The organism is Pseudomonas sp. NPDC078416 (genome assembly GCF_050268485.1).
In the GTDB taxonomy this organism is placed as follows: Bacteria; Pseudomonadota; Gammaproteobacteria; order Pseudomonadales; family Pseudomonadaceae; genus Aquipseudomonas.
In genome coordinates this window covers 521,783-536,638 of record NZ_JBNNGV010000001.1, presented here as the reverse complement: position 1 = coordinate 536,638, position 14,856 = coordinate 521,783, and the positions used below count along the sequence as shown (strand labels likewise).

Genomic DNA, 14,856 nt, shown 5'->3' with positions numbered 1-14,856 from the left:
TGGGCACGCATACCTGGACGCTCTGCGTCCTCACCGACGCAGAGCGTCAGGGGCGGCATTCCCGCGCGGAGCGTGGGAACGATCACGCTTGCCGCTCACACTTTTTTATAAAGCTGACTGCCTTCCTGCCTGAACCGCTCGGCCTGCTCGCGCATGCCGTCCTCCACCGACACATCCACCGCGTCGATCTTCTGGTTGGCCGCGTACTCGCGCACTTCCTGGGTGATTTTCATCGAGCAGAATTTCGGCCCGCACATGGAGCAGAAATGCGCGACCTTGGCCGAGTCTTTCGGCAGCGTCTCGTCGTGGTAGGCGCGCGCGGTGTCCGGGTCCAGCCCGAGGTTGAACTGGTCTTCCCAGCGGAATTCAAACCGTGCCTTGCTCAGGGCGTTGTCACGGATCTGCGCACCGGGATGTCCTTTCGCGAGGTCCGCTGCGTGGGCGGCGATCTTGTAGGTAATGATCCCGGTCTTCACGTCGTCCTTGTTCGGCAATCCCAGGTGTTCCTTGGGCGTGACGTAGCAGAGCATCGCGCAGCCAAACCAGCCGATCATGGCGGCGCCAATGCCCGACGTGATGTGGTCGTAACCCGGTGCGATGTCGGTGGTCAGCGGGCCGAGGGTGTAGAACGGCGCCTCGTCGCAGCACTCGAGCTGCTTGTCCATGTTCTCCTTGATCAACTGCATCGGCACATGGCCAGGGCCTTCGATCATGCATTGCACGTCGTGTTTCCAGGCGATCTTGGTCAGCTCGCCGAGGGTCTCCAGCTCACCGAACTGCGCCTCGTCGTTGGCGTCGGCAATCGACCCCGGGCGCAGGCCGTCACCCAGGGAGAAGCTGACGTCATAGGCCTTCATGATTTCGCAGATGTCGTCGAAGTGGGTGTAGAGGAAGTTTTCCTGGTGATGGGCCAGGCACCACTTGGCCATGATCGAACCGCCACGGCTGACGATCCCGGTCACGCGCTTGGCGGTCAGCGGCACGTAACGCAGCAACACGCCGGCGTGGATGGTGAAGTAGTCGACGCCCTGCTCCGCTTGCTCGATCAGCGTGTCGCGGAACAGCTCCCACGTCAGGTCTTCGGCGGCGCCACCGACCTTTTCCAGCGCTTGATAAATCGGCACGGTGCCGATAGGCACGGGCGAATTGCGGATGATCCACTCGCGGGTTTCATGAATGTGTTTACCGGTGGACAGGTCCATGACCGTGTCCGAGCCCCAGCGAATGCCCCAGGTCAGTTTCGCCACTTCCTCTTCGATGGACGAACCGAGTGCGCTGTTGCCGATGTTGCCGTTGATCTTCACCAGGAAGTTGCGACCGATGATCATCGGTTCGAGCTCAACGTGGTTGATGTTGGCGGGAATGATCGCGCGACCGCGGGCGATTTCCTCGCGGACAAACTCGGGGGTGATCTCTTTCGGAATGCTGGCGCCGAAGCTGTGGCCGGGATGCTGCTGGGTGAGCAGGCCGGCGGCGCGGGCCTCCTGCAGCTTCATGTTCTCGCGGATGGCGACGTATTCCATCTCGGCGGTGATGATGCCCTGACGCGCGTAGTGCATCTGGCTGACGTTGGCCCCCGCCTTCGCCCTGCGCGGATTGCGCACGTGGGCGAATCGCAGCCGGGTCAGCTCGGCATCGGCCAGGCGTTGCTGGCCGAAATTCGATGTCAGACCTGAAAGGCGTTCGGTGTCGGCGCGGGACTCGATCCACGGCGAACGCACGTCGGCCAGGCCTTTGCGCACGTCGATGATGACGTTGGGGTCGGTGTAGGGGCCGGAGGTGTCGTACACGCAGACCGGCGCGTTGAACTCGCCGCCGCTGTTTGTCCCAGAGCTCTTTGTTTCAGAGAAGGCAGTCGGCGTAACGTCCAGGCTGATCTCGCGCATGGGCACACGGATGTCCGGACGCGAGCCCTGAACGTAGATTTTCTGCGAGCGGGTGAACGGCTGAACCGATCCCGAGTCGACTTGGGCGGATTCACTCAGATTGGCGTTTTTTAGTGTTGTACTCATCACGGGCTCTCCAGACATCATCCAGCAGCGGAATGAATTGTCGGAGCTTGAGCCTGATGGACACGGACGGATGCACCCTGAGACGGCATGGATGCTGAGAATCGAAAGGCGCGGACTGTTCAGAAAATGAACAAAGACGACCCCGGACGACACTCAAGAGGACTCGCCGGGAGACGAGAAATCTTGTTCCCTACGCAGGCGCTAACCTGATCAGGTTCAACGGGATCCGGATTATCCGATCTCAGCCTCATATCAAGGCACCCCGACAAGAACGGCGTCAGTCTAGTCGCGGCGCAGGCCAAACGCCAAGCGCGGAATTCAAACGCGCGTTAAATGGCTGATTTGCCCGATTGTTGTCCCTACCCGCTGGAACTACACTCGCTACGCGTCGCCAAAGCCATCTGGATCAGACGCAACGTCACCGTCTTCATACCGCTTCAATTACTAGGGAATGTCTATGCTGCGCAAACTTTCACTGGCCATTGCCGTGTCGTGTGCTTCGAGTGCGATGGCCGGGGCAGCAGACATGCCGCTGCCAACCAGGACCGGGTTGGTCAGCGTGTATCAGGAAGCGGTCAACAATAACGCCGACCTCGCGGCGGCCCGCGCCAGCTATGACGCGCAGAAGGAAATCGTGCCCCAGGCCCGCGCCGGCCTGCTGCCAAACATCTCCGGTGGCGCCGACATCAATGACACCCGCACCTCGATTGACCAACCCTCCGCGGTCATCAGCCGCAGCGGCACGGTCTATCGCGCGACCTTGAGTCAGCCGATTTTCCGCGCCGACCGCTGGTTCCAGCTCAAGGCCGCGAAGGACGTCAACGAGCAGGCGATCCTGCAGCTCTCGGCCACCGAGCAGAACCTGATTCTGCAAAGTGCCGAAGACTATTTCGCGGTGCTGCGTGCGCAGGACAATCTGGCCTCCACCAAGGCGGAGGAAGCGGCGTTCAAGCGCCAGCTCGACCAGGCCAATGAACGCTTCGATGTCGGTCTGTCGGACAAGACCGATGTGCTTCAGGCACAAGCCAGTCACGACACTGCCCGCGCGGCGCGGATCGTCGCCAAGCGCCAGGTGGACGATGCGTTTCAGGCGCTGATCACCCTGACCAACCGCGATTACAACTCCATCGAAGGCATCGTGCACACCCTGCCGGTGCTCGCGCCAACGCCCAACGACGCGAAAGCCTGGGTCGACACCGCAACGCAGCAGAACCTGAATCTGCTGGCCAGCAACTACGCCGTCAGCGCTGCCGAAGAGACGTTGCGTCAGCGCAAGGCGGGCCACGCGCCCACCGTCGATGCGGTGGCGCAGTACGAGAAAGGCGACAACGATCCGCTGGGTTTCACCAACCCCAACTACACCGGCCAGAGTTTCCATGGCAGCGTCGAGCAACGCACCATCGGCCTGCAGGTGAACATCCCGATCTACAGCGGCGGGCTGACCAGTTCGCAGGTCCGCGAGGCTTATGCCCGTCTTGGTCAAAGCGAACAACAACGTGAAGGCCTGCGCCGCCAAGTGGTGGAAAACACCCGCAACCTGCACCGCGCGGTGAACACCGATGTGGAGCAGGTGCAGGCGCGCAAACAGTCGATCATCTCCAACCAGAGCGCGCTGGAAGCCACGGAAATCGGCTATCAGGTCGGCACGCGTAATATCGTCGACGTGCTGGATGCGCAGCGCCAGTTGTATGCATCGGTGCGCGATTACAACAACACCCGCTACGACTACATCCTCGACAACCTGCGTCTGAAGCAGGCTGCCGGCACGTTGAGCCCGGGGGATTTGCAGGATTTGTCGCGCTTCCTGAAGGCCGATTACAACCCCGACAAAGACTTCCTGCCGCCTGATCTGGCGAAAGAAGCGGCGAAGAACTTTGAGCGGCCGACGGTGCGGTAACAGGGAGAACGTGCAGGAGCGCGCTTGCCCACGAATACGTCGCCACATTCAGCAGGTTGGCAGGCTGGCACACCGCGTTCGCCAGCAAGCCGGCTCCTACAGGTTCGCGTTGGTTCGTCGAATGAGGGCCAGCCGCCAGTGCATGCAGCGTCCCAAAATCGCGATGGTTCGTCGAATGCGGACAAGCGATCAGTGCATGCAGCGTCGTCCCAAAGATCGCATTCGCGGGCAAGCGCACTCCTACAATGGGTGGCGTCGAACGCATGATTGGCGTCATGCGCAAGACCTGGCGCCGTAGGGGGAAATGGCGCCCTGCGCAGGACCTGTAGGAGCCGGCTTGCTGGCGAAGAAGTCGGCACATTCGACATCGTCAGTGGCTGACACGCCGCGTTCCCCAGCAAGCCGGCGCCTACAGAGTGGTGTTGGTTCGTCGAATGCGGGCCGGCCGCCAGTGCATGCAAAGTCCCAAAAATCGTGCTGGCTCGTCAAATGAGGGCAACAATCAGCGCAACAACCGCCCAATCCCGTCCAGCAACTTCTCCAGCGCTCCCTGATTGGCCTTCATCACCGCCAACCCGGCATCGGCCATTGCCTTGGCTTTCTCTGGCTGTTCAATCAACCCTCGCACTGCAGCGGCCAATGCGGCCGCGTCACTGACCTCCTCCAACGCGCCGGCATGACGCAGCATCGTGGCGATTTCGAGGAAGTTGAACAGGTGCGGGCCGCTTAAAACGGGCTTACCCAGCGCCGCAGGCTCCAGCAGGTTGTGACCGCCATTGGGCACCAGGCTGCCGCCGACAAAGGCGATGTCAGCCAGCGCATACAGAAACAGCAGTTCCCCCATGGTGTCGCCCACCAGAACCGAGATTTCTCGCGTCACCGGCTCGGTCGTCGACCGCCGGACACTGGCGAATCCCTGCTGCTGACTCAGCTCAAACACGCTATTGAAGCGCTCGGGGTGACGGGGCACGAGGATCAACAGCGCGTCGGGATAGCTTTGCATTACCGTGCAATGGGCCGCCAAGACCACCTCGTCTTCGCCCGCATGGGTACTGGCGGCAATCCAGACCGGACGCTGCAGGGTCTGCCATTGCTCTCGCTGCTGAACGGCACGCGCCAGCAATTGCGGATCAATGGTCAGGTCGAACTTGATCGAGCCCGTCACGGTGACGCACTCGGGCCGAGCGCCCAGGTCACGGAAGCGTTGGGCCTCGGTTTCGGTCTGCACGGCAATCAGGCTCATCTCGGCGAGCATCGGTCGAGTCAGCCCGGCGAAGCGTCCGTAGCCGCGAGCCGAACGCTCTGACAACCGCGCATTCGCCAGCACCGTTGGAATGCCGCGTTTCGCACACTGATGAATATGATTGGGCCACAGCTCGGTTTCCATGATCACGCCGATCTTTGGCTGGATGTGATCGAGAAAACGCCCGGCTGCCCATGGAAAGTCATAGGGCAGGTAGCAATGCTGGACGCGCGGCTCGTGGGCGAACAGCGACTGAATACGGTCCGAGCCGGTCGGCGTCATGCAGGTGATGGTGATCGGCAATTGCGGATAGCGGGCCAGCAACGCGCGAATCATCGGCGCGGCGGCGATGCTCTCGCCCACCGACACGGCATGCACCCAGATCCCGCCGCGTTGCATGGCGGGCAGCCCCATCGCGAAGCGCTCGCCGATACGTTGCGCGTAGGCCGGGGCCTTGCGCGAACGCAACCACAAGCGCAGGGCGATCAATGGGAGGCCGAGGTGGAACAGGATGCTGTAGAGGGTTCTATTCATGGGCGCGGAGTTTATCAGCCAAACGCTGTCAGATTTCCATCGAGCTTCGCACATATCTTGGCCGGCCCATTCCGCCAGCCACCACCACTCCCCACATGAGGGTTCGGTTGTTACACGCCGGGTAAGCCGCTTTAATGACGACCATCGAAAAGGAGTCACACCATGTCTGCGTACTACCTGCTGGCCATCGCCATCTGTGCCGAGGTCATTGGCACAGTGTCCATGAAAGCCGTCAAAGGCCTGAGCACGCCGATCCCGCTGTTGCTGGTGATCGTCGGTTACGCCATTGCGTTCTGGATGCTCACGCTGGTGGTGCGCACCATCCCGGTTGGCGTGGCCTACGCGGTGTGGGCGGGCATGGGTATCGTCATGGTCAGCATCGCCGCGCTGTTCATTTATGGCCAGAAACTGGATCTGCCTGCCATCGCCGGCATGGGTCTGATCGTCGCAGGCGTCGTGGTCATCCAGCTGTTCTCGAAGACGGCCGGTCATTAAAGGGGGTTAATGAAAAGGGCCTTCCCCTATAATGCCGCCATTCGTTTCGCCATTTGAGGTGCCCATGTCATCTGCTATTTCCACTGACGTCCTGATTGTAGGCGCGGGCGTTGCCGGTCTCTGGCTCAACGCGCGATTGCGCCATCAGGGCTTTTCGACGGTGGTGGTGGAAAAGGCCAGCCTGGGTGGCGGCCAGACACTCAAATCCCAGGGGATCATTCACGGCGGCGCCAAATACGCCCTTCACGGCGCGCTGTCCGGCGCCTCCGAAGCCATTGCCGACATGCCCCGTCGCTGGCGCGAAGCGCTGGCCGGCAAAGGCGAGCTGAACCTGTCGGGCGTACGCCTGCTTTCGGAAGCTCACTACCTGTGGTCGCCCGGCACCATTGCCGGCAACCTCACCAGCTTCTTCGCCAGCAAGGCCGTGCGCGGGCGCGTTGATCAGGTCAAGGGCAGCGACCTGCCGCCTGCGCTTCAGGATCCGCGGTTTAAAGGCAAAGTGTACCGTCTGGCCGAGCTGGTCATCGACATCCCCAGTCTGGTGAAAAAACTGGCAGAGCTGGCAGGCGACAGCTTGCTGGCTGGCCAGGACATCGAGCCGCTGCGCGTTGATGGCGAACTGGTCGGCCTGCGCGTCGACGGTCGCGACATCCACGCTCAGCGAGTGGTGCTCAGCGCCGGTGAGGGCATGGCTGATCTGCTCAAGGCGCTGAACGTAAGCCAGCCGGCCATGCAACGCCGGCCGCTGCACATGGTGTTAGTCAAAGGTCCGACGCTCAAACCGCTGTACGCCCATTGCCTGGGCGGCGGGCCGAAGCCACGAATCACGGTGACGACGCATCCGGCCGCCGACGGCCAGTGGGTCTGGTACCTGGGCGGCGACATTGCCGAAGCCGAAGGCGTTGCCCGCAACCCCGCCGAGCAGATCGCCGCCGCAAAGAAAGAGCTCGGGAATCTGTTGCCCTGGGTTGACCTCAGCCAGGCGCAGTTCGCCACCCTCCGCGTGGACCGCGCCGAGCCCCAGCAAAGCGGGCTGGTGCGCCCGGACAACGCCTTTGTCGACGTGCAAGGCCGGTTGATGGTCGGTTGGCCCACCAAGCTGGCGCTGGCCCCCGACTTCGCCGATCGCGTGCTGGCCTCGTTGTCCCGGGATGACATTCACCCGACCCCGCAGCCGCCACACACCGACTTTCCCAAGCCGCCTCTCGCCATTCCTGTCTGGGATCAACTGCTGCCATGAACACCCTGCACGATCTGCATCGGCCGCTCGGCACCCTCGGCATCAACGTTTCCCCTTTGGGCCTGGGCACGGTGAAGCTGGGCCGCGATCAGGGCGTGAAGTACCCCAATGGCTTCACGATTCCCGACGACGTCGAGGCGCGGATGCTGCTGAAGCTAGCGCGGGATCTGGGCATCAACCTGATCGACACCGCCCCGGCGTACGGTCGCAGCGAAGAGCGCCTCGGCCCGCTGCTGCGCGGGCAGCGCAAGGACTGGGTGATCGTCAGCAAAGTCGGCGAGGAATTTGAAGCCGGCCAGTCACGGCACGACTTCAGCGCCGCCCACACGCGCCTTTCGGTGGAGCGCAGCCTGCAGCGCCTGGAAACCGACTTCATCGATCTGGTGCTGGTGCATTCCGACGGCAACGACCTGCACGTGCTCAACGATTGCGCCGTCTATCAAACGCTGGACGCGCTCAAGCGCGAGGGCAAGATTCGCGGGTTCGGCTTCTCCGGCAAAACCGTCGAAGGCGGGTTGCTGGCCTTGCAGGACGGCGACTGTGCGATGGTCACGTACAACCTCAACGAGCAGGGCGAAAAGCCAGTGCTGGACTACGCTGCTGCACACGGCAAAGGGGTACTGGTCAAAAAAGCGCTGGCCAGCGGGCACGTTTGCCTGACCCCCGGTGTCGATCCTGTGCGTGCCAGTTTCGAGTTGCTGTTTGAACATCCCGGCGTCACCGGTGCTATCGTCGGCACCATCAACCCGCTGCATCTGGCCCATAACGTGGCAACCGCCGCTGCCGTGATCCGTCGTCAGCCCTGAGACGCACGGCCGACCCCAACGCAAGAAGGAGCCGATATGCCGCGAACCCTGATTCGAAAGAACCCCAGCAACTTCAAGACCCTGCCGTTATTTGTCGAAGCCACCCCGGAAAGCCTGACCTACCAGAGCATCGGGATGCCGCTGAATTTCACCCAGACCCTGGCGCGGCGCCGCAAGATCGACGTAGAAGACAGCGAACGGTTTTCCACCGAGCTGGCCAATCTCGGCGTCTCGGTGCGCCTGACCCTGCGCTGGCAGAACCGCGATTACTGGGTGCTGGTTCGCCAGCGCCGTCAGGACCGTGGCGATGTGGTGCTCAAGCTGATCTCAGGCTACGTTCCCGCCCACGAGCTCAACCTGCCGTTGCACACCGCGGTGCAGGAAGTCGCCGAGGAATGCCTGATCGAGACGCCCCAAGGCTGGCTCGGCGGACGTTTCAACGACACCTGGCTGCCAGCGCCTTACGCGGCAGCGCTGCATTACCGAGAGGCCATGCCCTTTCGTCTTACGCCTCTGCCCGGTGCAGCGCTCCCGGTACGCTGCGGCAGCCTGACCCTGATTGAAAGTCCTCGCGCTTACGTGCACTTGCCGACCGCCTCGTTGCAGCTGATCTACGACATGCGTTTGGAGGTGCCGAAAGAGGCTCGTCCGCTGAGCCTTTTCCACGTCGATGAGAGCCTGGAGAACAACGAGCTGGTGGCGCGCCTCAATCGCAGCAAACCGGATCTGTACCTGATGCCGCTGGAAAACGGATCGCCCCTGCCCGAGCTGTACACCCTGAAGAACGACAAGCTTTCACCCGCCGGCACGCGCGGTCTTTATCTGGCCGAGAGCTTCGCTCCGCAAGAAGGCTGGGTGGTGCGCGAGGAGCGTATTCGCTGGAAGGACTGGCTGGTGCAGCAGGGCCTCACACCGAAGAAGAAGCCCAAGTCAGGGCTGACCAAGCTGCGGATCAAGGCACGGCGACTGGTCAGACTGGTTCGCAGCGGCCTGCACAAGTAAGGCGCCGCTCAGCTCTTGTTGGTGAGGCGTTTGTCACGCCAGGTCCGCAGCCGGGCGAAGAAGTGGAAGTAGCGGTTCTCACGCTTGCCCATGCCGCGCTTCGGTGAGAACGACTCTTCGGCGAAGGTGCCGGTGATGCGCACCCGCGAGGCGGTCGTCGGCAGCGTGCAAATGCGGGCGTCGGCCTTGAGTAGCGCATACTTGAGCAAGCGCTCCGAGTGCAACTTGCGGCCTGTCGCTTCGCAGAACTCGAAGATACGCTCGATCCGCTTGCCATAGGCGCGGTACACGTCGCGGCCGCAAATGGCGAAGCGATCGTTCAACCCGCCCCACCACTGCCAGTCCGGAATATAGGCGTTCAGCCGTCGTGCGTGGGGCGAATGAAAGACATGGCCCGGCAGCGGTGAATGGAAGAAGTTGTCCGGGCGCACGAACACCACGAAGTCCGGATCGAACGACTCCATCATGCCCGTGACCGTGTGCAGGGAATTGAGCTGATAGATCAGGTTGCGCAGGGACACGTGCTCGTCGCCCCAGGTGTCGCCCATCGCCTTGACCCGTTCGAAATCCCAGCGCTCAAGCACGCCGTCGGTGGCTTCAAGAACCCCCGTCATCGGCTGGAAAACGTCGTAGTTCTGCGCCTTTAGCTCGCCTTTCTCCGCCGAGCGCTGGTTGTGCACCTCGTCGATCTTGTAGAGGTGGTAAAAGCATTTGACGTTGCTGCCCTTCGGCAACTGGCCAAGGACGTTTTCCTCAATGGAGGGAAAACAGATTTCCGAGTTTCGCGGGATACCAAAAAACGCGACCGCAATGTTCAGCACTGACAAACTCTCCGGGATCAATGGCGATGCGCCTGGACACGCGCGCCCATGCGGCGGACGGGCTCGTTCATTTACGAAATAACAGCTTGCGCCACCAGCTCCGGGGCTTGAGGGCGATCACTTCGACGTCCGCGCCCAGCAGCCAGTTGCGCTCATAGTCCCAGGCGTGTCCGCCCCAGAGCTTGCCGGCTTCGTTGGAAAAACCCAGCGTCATGAGCCTGTAAGGGTAACCGGCATGGGCGCGCAGCCAGTCGAGCAGCACCAGCACGTTGAAACCCGTGGAAGGCCCGACGAAGCGCTTGCCGTTGGGGCGATCAACCGGGTAATGCTCGGCCAGCGCAGGCAACGGAATGCGGTCCCAATACAGCGCGACGTCAGGCAGCGGGCACAGCGGCACGGCGCAGCCCACCAGCAGCGTGAAGCAACGTGACCCAGGTTGGGCGGCAAGTTTTTGTACTTCAGCTGATGCGGGAAGTCCGAAGAAATAACAGTCCGGCGCATTGAAGCCGTGGACGAACAGGTTGACGCTTTCAGGCTTCAGCAGCGCGGCCTTGATGCACAGGTTGAAGCTGACCACCACATCGTCCGCGCCCACGCCCAAGGCATCGAAATCGGCCTGGGTGATGGCAGGGTTGTTGGCAATGAGAATGACCCGTGCAGCCTTCGCCAGACACTGGCGCAGCGCAGAGGGAAGCGCGCCGAACACGTCCTGATCGGCGCCCGGCAAGACAAGGGGTTCACTGGGGGCGGCGCTGTCGTGGTTGGACGGCGGCGACATCAGGCCGGCACCTGCATGCCATGGCGCAATTTGACCCAGGCACGAATCAACGCCGATGGACGCTGCCATGGGCGCATTGGCCGCTGAATTTCATCGGCCAGATCGCGGCCTACGCGGGCAAAGGCATACCGTTCTTCGGCGAATCTTTGCCCTTCGCTCGCGATACGCGCAGCAAGATCAGGGTCGCTCTGCAGCAGACGGATCTTCTCGACGGCTTCGTCTTCGGAGCGGTAGAACATGACGTTGCGCCCCTCCTCGAAACCCAGCAGATCGTCCTCTTCACCCTGGCTCCAGGCGAGCAGCACGCAACCGCAGGCCATGGCTTCGAAATTCTTGATCATGAACTCGCCCATGCCGATGTCGGCACTGACGAAAATCCTGATGCGATTGAGGGTTTCCAGGTATTCGGCGCCGGAGGCCGTGCGCGTCACCAGCATGCCGGCGCGCTGCGCGAGGTTTTCCACCAGTTGTTTGCGCTGGGAATACTCGCGGCTCTTCAGGCTGCCGAGAAAGCCCACAGGGATGTCCCGGGGCTGCCCGAGATTGCGCAGCATTTCCTGGTCATAGCCCTTGGAAACGAACACCGCATCGATGCCTTCGCCGCGCATGCGCCGCGCGACCACCGCGCCCGACAGCAGCGCGCGACTCCATGGCAGCTGCCGGTACAGGCGCGAATACATGCCGTGGTATTTGCTGGCGCTCATGTAATTCTGATACGCATCATGCTCAAGAAAAATCAGCCCCGGAATGCACTTGAGCACCGCGCGCTGGCGAGCAAGCCGTTTGACCCGGGAGAAGATCACCACCCGGTCGTAGCTCTGATAGTCGACCGAGGCCAGAAACGGCCCGAGATTCAGCTGCTGTTGCTTGCTCAGGCGAAAGATGACGCAGTCGTCACAATGCTGCCGTACGGTGTCGTACAAGCCGTCCAGTATGACGCGCTGTTCATCCATCACCAGTAACATGACTTTCATACGTTCATATACCGAACTGCGAATACAAAAATGGCAGCGGCAAGGGGTGCCACTCTGCGCTGCGGGCGTCGGATCAGTCCTGACTGCGGATCTTGTCGACGATGGCTGTCGTGGAGCTGTTGGCGACCAGTCCCAGCACTTTCACGGTGCCGCCATAAGAGCCGACGATGTCGGCGCCGACGACCTGATCAACCGAGTAGTCCCCACCCTTCACCAGTACGTCCGGCCGCACATGGGCCAAAAGGTTTTCCGGGGTGCCTTCCGGGAAGCTGATGACCCAGTCCACCGCGCCCAGACCTGCCAGCACGGCCATGCGTCGATCTACGCTGTTGATCGGGCGGCCCGGGCCTTTCAGGCGACTCACCGACGCGTCATCGTTGACCGCCACGATCAGCCGGTCGCCCTGCGCGCGGGCCTGTTCCAGATAGGTGACATGACCGGCGTGCAGAATGTCGAAGCAGCCGTTGGTGAACACGATGGTTTCGTTGTGGGCACGGGCATCGTCGATTGCCAGCAGCAACTGATCGAGGGTCAGCACACCCCGTTCGGAACCTTCGGCGCGCTGGATGGCGCGACGCAACTCGGGGGCGCTGATCGCCGCCGTGCCAAGCTTGCCCACGACGATGCCTGCCGCCAGGTTTGCCAGCGCGACCGCATGCGGCAATTCCTCGCCCGCCGCAATGGCGGCTGCCAGCGTGGAAATAACCGTGTCGCCAGCGCCGGTCACGTCGAAGACTTCGCGCGCGCGGGCTGGAAGGTGCAGCGTCGGTTGGTCCGGGCGCAGCAGGGTCATGCCGTGTTCGCCACGGGTGACCAGCAACGCACCCAGATCGAGGTCCTTCATCAACGCCGCGCCTTTGGCGACCAGCTCTGACTCATCGACGCAATGGCCGACGATGGCTTCGAACTCACTGAGGTTAGGCGTGATCAGACTGGCGCCGCGATAGATCGCGAAGTCTTTGCCCTTCGGGTCGGCCAGAACAGGAATACCACGGTCCCGGGCTGCTTTGATCAGGACTTGATGATTCTTCAGCGCGCCTTTGCCGTAGTCGGACAGGACCAGGACTTTGATGCCGTCGAGCAAGGCATCGACCTCAAGGCTCAGGGCTTCGGGGTCAGTGGTAAAGGGTTCTTCAAAGTCGATTCGCAGGAGCTGCTGGTGCCGGCTCATGACGCGCAATTTGACGATGGTGGGCTGATGGGCGATGCGCTGGAAACAGGCGGTGACGCCAGCGGCCTTGAGGCTGTTGCTCAGACTGTCGGCGGCCTCGTCGATGCCGGTGACGCCGACCAGTGAGGCCTTGGCGCCCAGCGCTGCAATGTTCAACGCCACGTTGGCAGCACCGCCCGGACGGTCTTCGATCTGGTCGACTTTGACCACCGGAACCGGCGCTTCAGGGGAGATTCTGGAAGTGCCACCGTGCCAGTAGCGGTCGAGCATGACGTCGCCGACAACTAACACTTGAGCCTGATCAAAACGCGGCATGGACAACTTCATCGAACAACCCGTGACAGAAATGGACAAGGACGGAATCTTAGCACAGCGATCAGCGCTGGCTGGCCGGTTGGCCTCGAATCCCTTAGTGCTTCAAACAGCGCTTCAAATGGCGCTTTAAATGGTGCAACGAATGGCGCATCGACTGTTGCAGTTACGGGCGCGGAAAGCGGCGGACCCAGAACACCTCATGCCGCCGTACGGCCTTGCGGAAGAATTCGTCGTCGCCCGTCAGCGGCCATTCGCGACCGGCCAGCCAGCGTTGAATCTGCCGGCGCAGGCGCTTCTTCAAAGGTGGCGGTCCCTGAAGATCATGCTGCATCGCCAGTGCCATGGCCTTATCCAGTTGCACGTCCGACCCGAGCGACATACTCCAGAGCTGATCAACCGACGGCGCTTCAACAAACGGCGGCAGCGCGACACCCTTACCGGCCAGCCCCATCGGCCAGCGATCGTTGTCGTGCAAGTGATTGGCGTAGAACAGCGCCACGTCCGGCGTGTGCGCGCTTCTGCTCACTGCTTCATATAACGCTTGAGTCGTGGCGATGTGGTCGGCGTGGGGATCAAGTTCCGGGTGCGGCATGACAATGACGTCCGGCCGACAGGCGTCCAGCAGTGCAGCGAGGTCGGCCACGAGATTGTTCCAGGTCGGCGCGCCGTCCTGGTCACCCGGCAACGGCAATGGGTTGTGCTGCCGCGCGCTGCGGATGTCGGTCTCTGCCGAATCGCGAGAACCAAAAGGCTGATCCGGTGACTGGGCCATGGCCGGCAATTGCAGGCAGTAGTAGCCCAATTGCACGCATTGGCTCTGGGGCACACCGCCCCACAGCGGAATCGCCAGACTGTCCCAGGTGCGCAAGCGCCCCTTGAGTCGCGCGGCATCGGCGCGGTTCAGCCCCAATTGTTCGTAGCGTTCGGCCTCGATTTCGCCCTGCGTCACCGTCACGATGCTGCAATCGGCGGCCTGGCTGTACAGGCCAAACGCTGCCAGTTCGGCATCGTCGGCGTGGGGCGCGAGGATCATCAACCGCTTCTGGCGGTAATCCGGGTTGCTCAGCACGTACAAACGGGCCGCGCTGGAGATGCGACAGAAACCACCTTTAAGACGCAGCGTACTGTCGGCAACGACGTCTCGCTGCCCGGTCAGGTTCACGTAGCGACGCCCGGCAAAACCTCGTTCGAAATCCTGGCGGTCGTCGCCTGCCAACACGTATGGGTCCAGCCAGCGACCGAGCCAGCTGCTGCGCAGGTCGAGCTCCAGCAGCAGCGTTTCGCCTTCGCCCAATGGCTCGCTCAGTTGCAGCATGCCGTTGACGACCGAGACAGCTTGCGCCTGAACAGCGTCGGGAAACTGATAGAGGTAATCGCTTTTGGGCGAATAAAACAAATGGTCGGAGAACCAGGCTTCATGGGCCACCCAAGCGGCGACGATCAGCAACGGCACCAGCCACCACGCGACCCAGATGCCAATGACGATCAGCAGCACGAGACCGATGATCAGCGCCAGGCGCTTGTTGCGCCGATGTCGTTTCAGAAGCTGCTGCTTGCGCCCGGACATG

12 protein-coding genes and 1 riboswitch are annotated in these 14,856 nt (G+C 62.1%); of the genes, 5 read left to right on the top strand and 7 right to left on the bottom strand.

Annotated elements, in window-relative coordinates; translation table 11 throughout:
* Positions 1-95: 95 nt before the first annotated feature.
* The gene (gene thiC, locus ACQKEN_RS02355) at positions 96-2,012 is read right to left on the bottom strand and encodes a phosphomethylpyrimidine synthase ThiC (protein WP_427683384.1); all 1,917 of its coding nucleotides are present in this window, start codon (positions 2,010-2,012) and stop codon (positions 96-98) included.
* A gap of 170 nt (positions 2,013-2,182) precedes the next feature.
* A riboswitch (TPP riboswitch) is annotated at positions 2,183-2,287 on the bottom strand.
* Positions 2,288-2,469: 182 nt separating this feature from the next.
* Here thiC and ACQKEN_RS02350 point away from each other — a divergent pair.
* Positions 2,470-3,909, top strand: a complete 1,440-nt coding sequence (locus ACQKEN_RS02350) for a TolC family outer membrane protein (protein ID WP_427683383.1) — start codon at positions 2,470-2,472, stop codon at positions 3,907-3,909.
* 502 nt (positions 3,910-4,411) lie between these two features.
* Here the strand turns inward: ACQKEN_RS02350 and waaA are convergent.
* Positions 4,412-5,686 carry a lipid IV(A) 3-deoxy-D-manno-octulosonic acid transferase gene (gene waaA, locus ACQKEN_RS02345; RefSeq protein WP_427683381.1) on the bottom strand — a complete coding sequence of 425 codons (1,275 nt, stop codon included), beginning with the start codon at positions 5,684-5,686 and terminating at the stop codon, positions 4,412-4,414.
* A gap of 162 nt (positions 5,687-5,848) precedes the next feature.
* On the opposite strand from waaA, the gene ACQKEN_RS02340 reads away from it, so the two are divergent.
* The 4 genes from ACQKEN_RS02340 to ACQKEN_RS02325 all read left to right on the top strand — a co-directional run bounded on the left by ACQKEN_RS02340 (position 5,849) and on the right by ACQKEN_RS02325 (position 9,229).
* Positions 5,849-6,181, top strand: a complete 333-nt coding sequence (locus ACQKEN_RS02340) for a DMT family transporter (RefSeq protein WP_133774590.1) — start codon at positions 5,849-5,851, stop codon at positions 6,179-6,181.
* A gap of 64 nt (positions 6,182-6,245) precedes the next feature.
* Positions 6,246-7,421: an NAD(P)/FAD-dependent oxidoreductase gene (locus ACQKEN_RS02335; RefSeq protein WP_427683379.1), complete on the top strand. Its 1,176-nt coding sequence runs from the start codon at positions 6,246-6,248 to the stop codon at positions 7,419-7,421.
* Positions 7,418-8,227, top strand: a complete 810-nt coding sequence (locus tag ACQKEN_RS02330; protein WP_427683377.1) for an aldo/keto reductase — start codon at positions 7,418-7,420, stop codon at positions 8,225-8,227. The genes ACQKEN_RS02335 and ACQKEN_RS02330 overlap by 4 nt, the downstream gene beginning before the upstream one ends.
* A 36-nt stretch (positions 8,228-8,263) precedes the next feature.
* On the top strand, positions 8,264-9,229 hold the full coding sequence (locus tag ACQKEN_RS02325; protein WP_427683376.1) for a metal ABC transporter ATPase: 966 nt from the start codon (positions 8,264-8,266) through the stop codon (positions 9,227-9,229).
* Between the two features lie 8 nt (positions 9,230-9,237).
* Here the strand turns inward: ACQKEN_RS02325 and ACQKEN_RS02320 are convergent, their stop codons facing one another.
* The 5 genes from ACQKEN_RS02320 to ACQKEN_RS02300 form a co-directional block, all read right to left on the bottom strand.
* The gene (locus ACQKEN_RS02320) at positions 9,238-10,050 is read right to left on the bottom strand and encodes a hypothetical protein (RefSeq protein WP_427683374.1); all 813 of its coding nucleotides are present in this window, start codon (positions 10,048-10,050) and stop codon (positions 9,238-9,240) included.
* Positions 10,051-10,117: 67 nt separating this feature from the next.
* Positions 10,118-10,828, bottom strand: a complete 711-nt coding sequence (locus ACQKEN_RS02315; RefSeq protein WP_427683373.1) for a hypothetical protein — start codon at positions 10,826-10,828, stop codon at positions 10,118-10,120.
* Positions 10,828-11,802 (bottom strand): glycosyltransferase family protein, encoded by a 975-nt coding sequence (locus ACQKEN_RS02310; RefSeq protein ID WP_427683372.1) that lies wholly within the window; start codon positions 11,800-11,802, stop codon positions 10,828-10,830. Before ACQKEN_RS02310 ends, ACQKEN_RS02315 begins: the two co-directional genes overlap by 1 nt.
* Positions 11,803-11,875: 73 nt before the next feature.
* Positions 11,876-13,300, bottom strand: a complete 1,425-nt coding sequence (gene hldE, locus ACQKEN_RS02305; protein WP_427683370.1) for a bifunctional D-glycero-beta-D-manno-heptose-7-phosphate kinase/D-glycero-beta-D-manno-heptose 1-phosphate adenylyltransferase HldE — start codon at positions 13,298-13,300, stop codon at positions 11,876-11,878.
* A gap of 151 nt (positions 13,301-13,451) precedes the next feature.
* A complete protein-coding gene (locus ACQKEN_RS02300) occupies positions 13,452-14,855 on the bottom strand; it encodes a PIG-L deacetylase family protein (protein ID WP_427683368.1) in 1,404 nt (467 codons plus the stop codon).
* Position 14,856: the final 1 nt, after the last annotated feature.

Bases quoted from the DNA above. Each gene is read 5' to 3' on its own strand.
- thiC (WP_427683384.1), bottom strand. From the start codon at position 2,012: ATGAGTACAACACTAAAAAACGCCAATCTGAGTGAATCCGCCCAAGTC.
- ACQKEN_RS02350 (WP_427683383.1), top strand. From the start codon at position 2,470: ATGCTGCGCAAACTTTCACTGGCCATTGCCGTGTCGTGTGCTTCGAGT.
- waaA (WP_427683381.1), bottom strand. From the start codon at position 5,686: ATGAATAGAACCCTCTACAGCATCCTGTTCCACCTCGGCCTCCCATTG.
- ACQKEN_RS02340 (WP_133774590.1), top strand. From the start codon at position 5,849: ATGTCTGCGTACTACCTGCTGGCCATCGCCATCTGTGCCGAGGTCATT.
- ACQKEN_RS02335 (WP_427683379.1), top strand. From the start codon at position 6,246: ATGTCATCTGCTATTTCCACTGACGTCCTGATTGTAGGCGCGGGCGTT.
- ACQKEN_RS02330 (WP_427683377.1), top strand. From the start codon at position 7,418: ATGAACACCCTGCACGATCTGCATCGGCCGCTCGGCACCCTCGGCATC.
- ACQKEN_RS02325 (WP_427683376.1), top strand. From the start codon at position 8,264: ATGCCGCGAACCCTGATTCGAAAGAACCCCAGCAACTTCAAGACCCTG.
- ACQKEN_RS02315 (WP_427683373.1), bottom strand. From the start codon at position 10,828: ATGTCGCCGCCGTCCAACCACGACAGCGCCGCCCCCAGTGAACCCCTT.
- ACQKEN_RS02310 (WP_427683372.1), bottom strand. From the start codon at position 11,802: ATGAAAGTCATGTTACTGGTGATGGATGAACAGCGCGTCATACTGGAC.
- hldE (WP_427683370.1), bottom strand. From the start codon at position 13,300: ATGAAGTTGTCCATGCCGCGTTTTGATCAGGCTCAAGTGTTAGTTGTC.
- ACQKEN_RS02300 (WP_427683368.1), bottom strand. From the start codon at position 14,855: ATGTCCGGGCGCAAGCAGCAGCTTCTGAAACGACATCGGCGCAACAAG.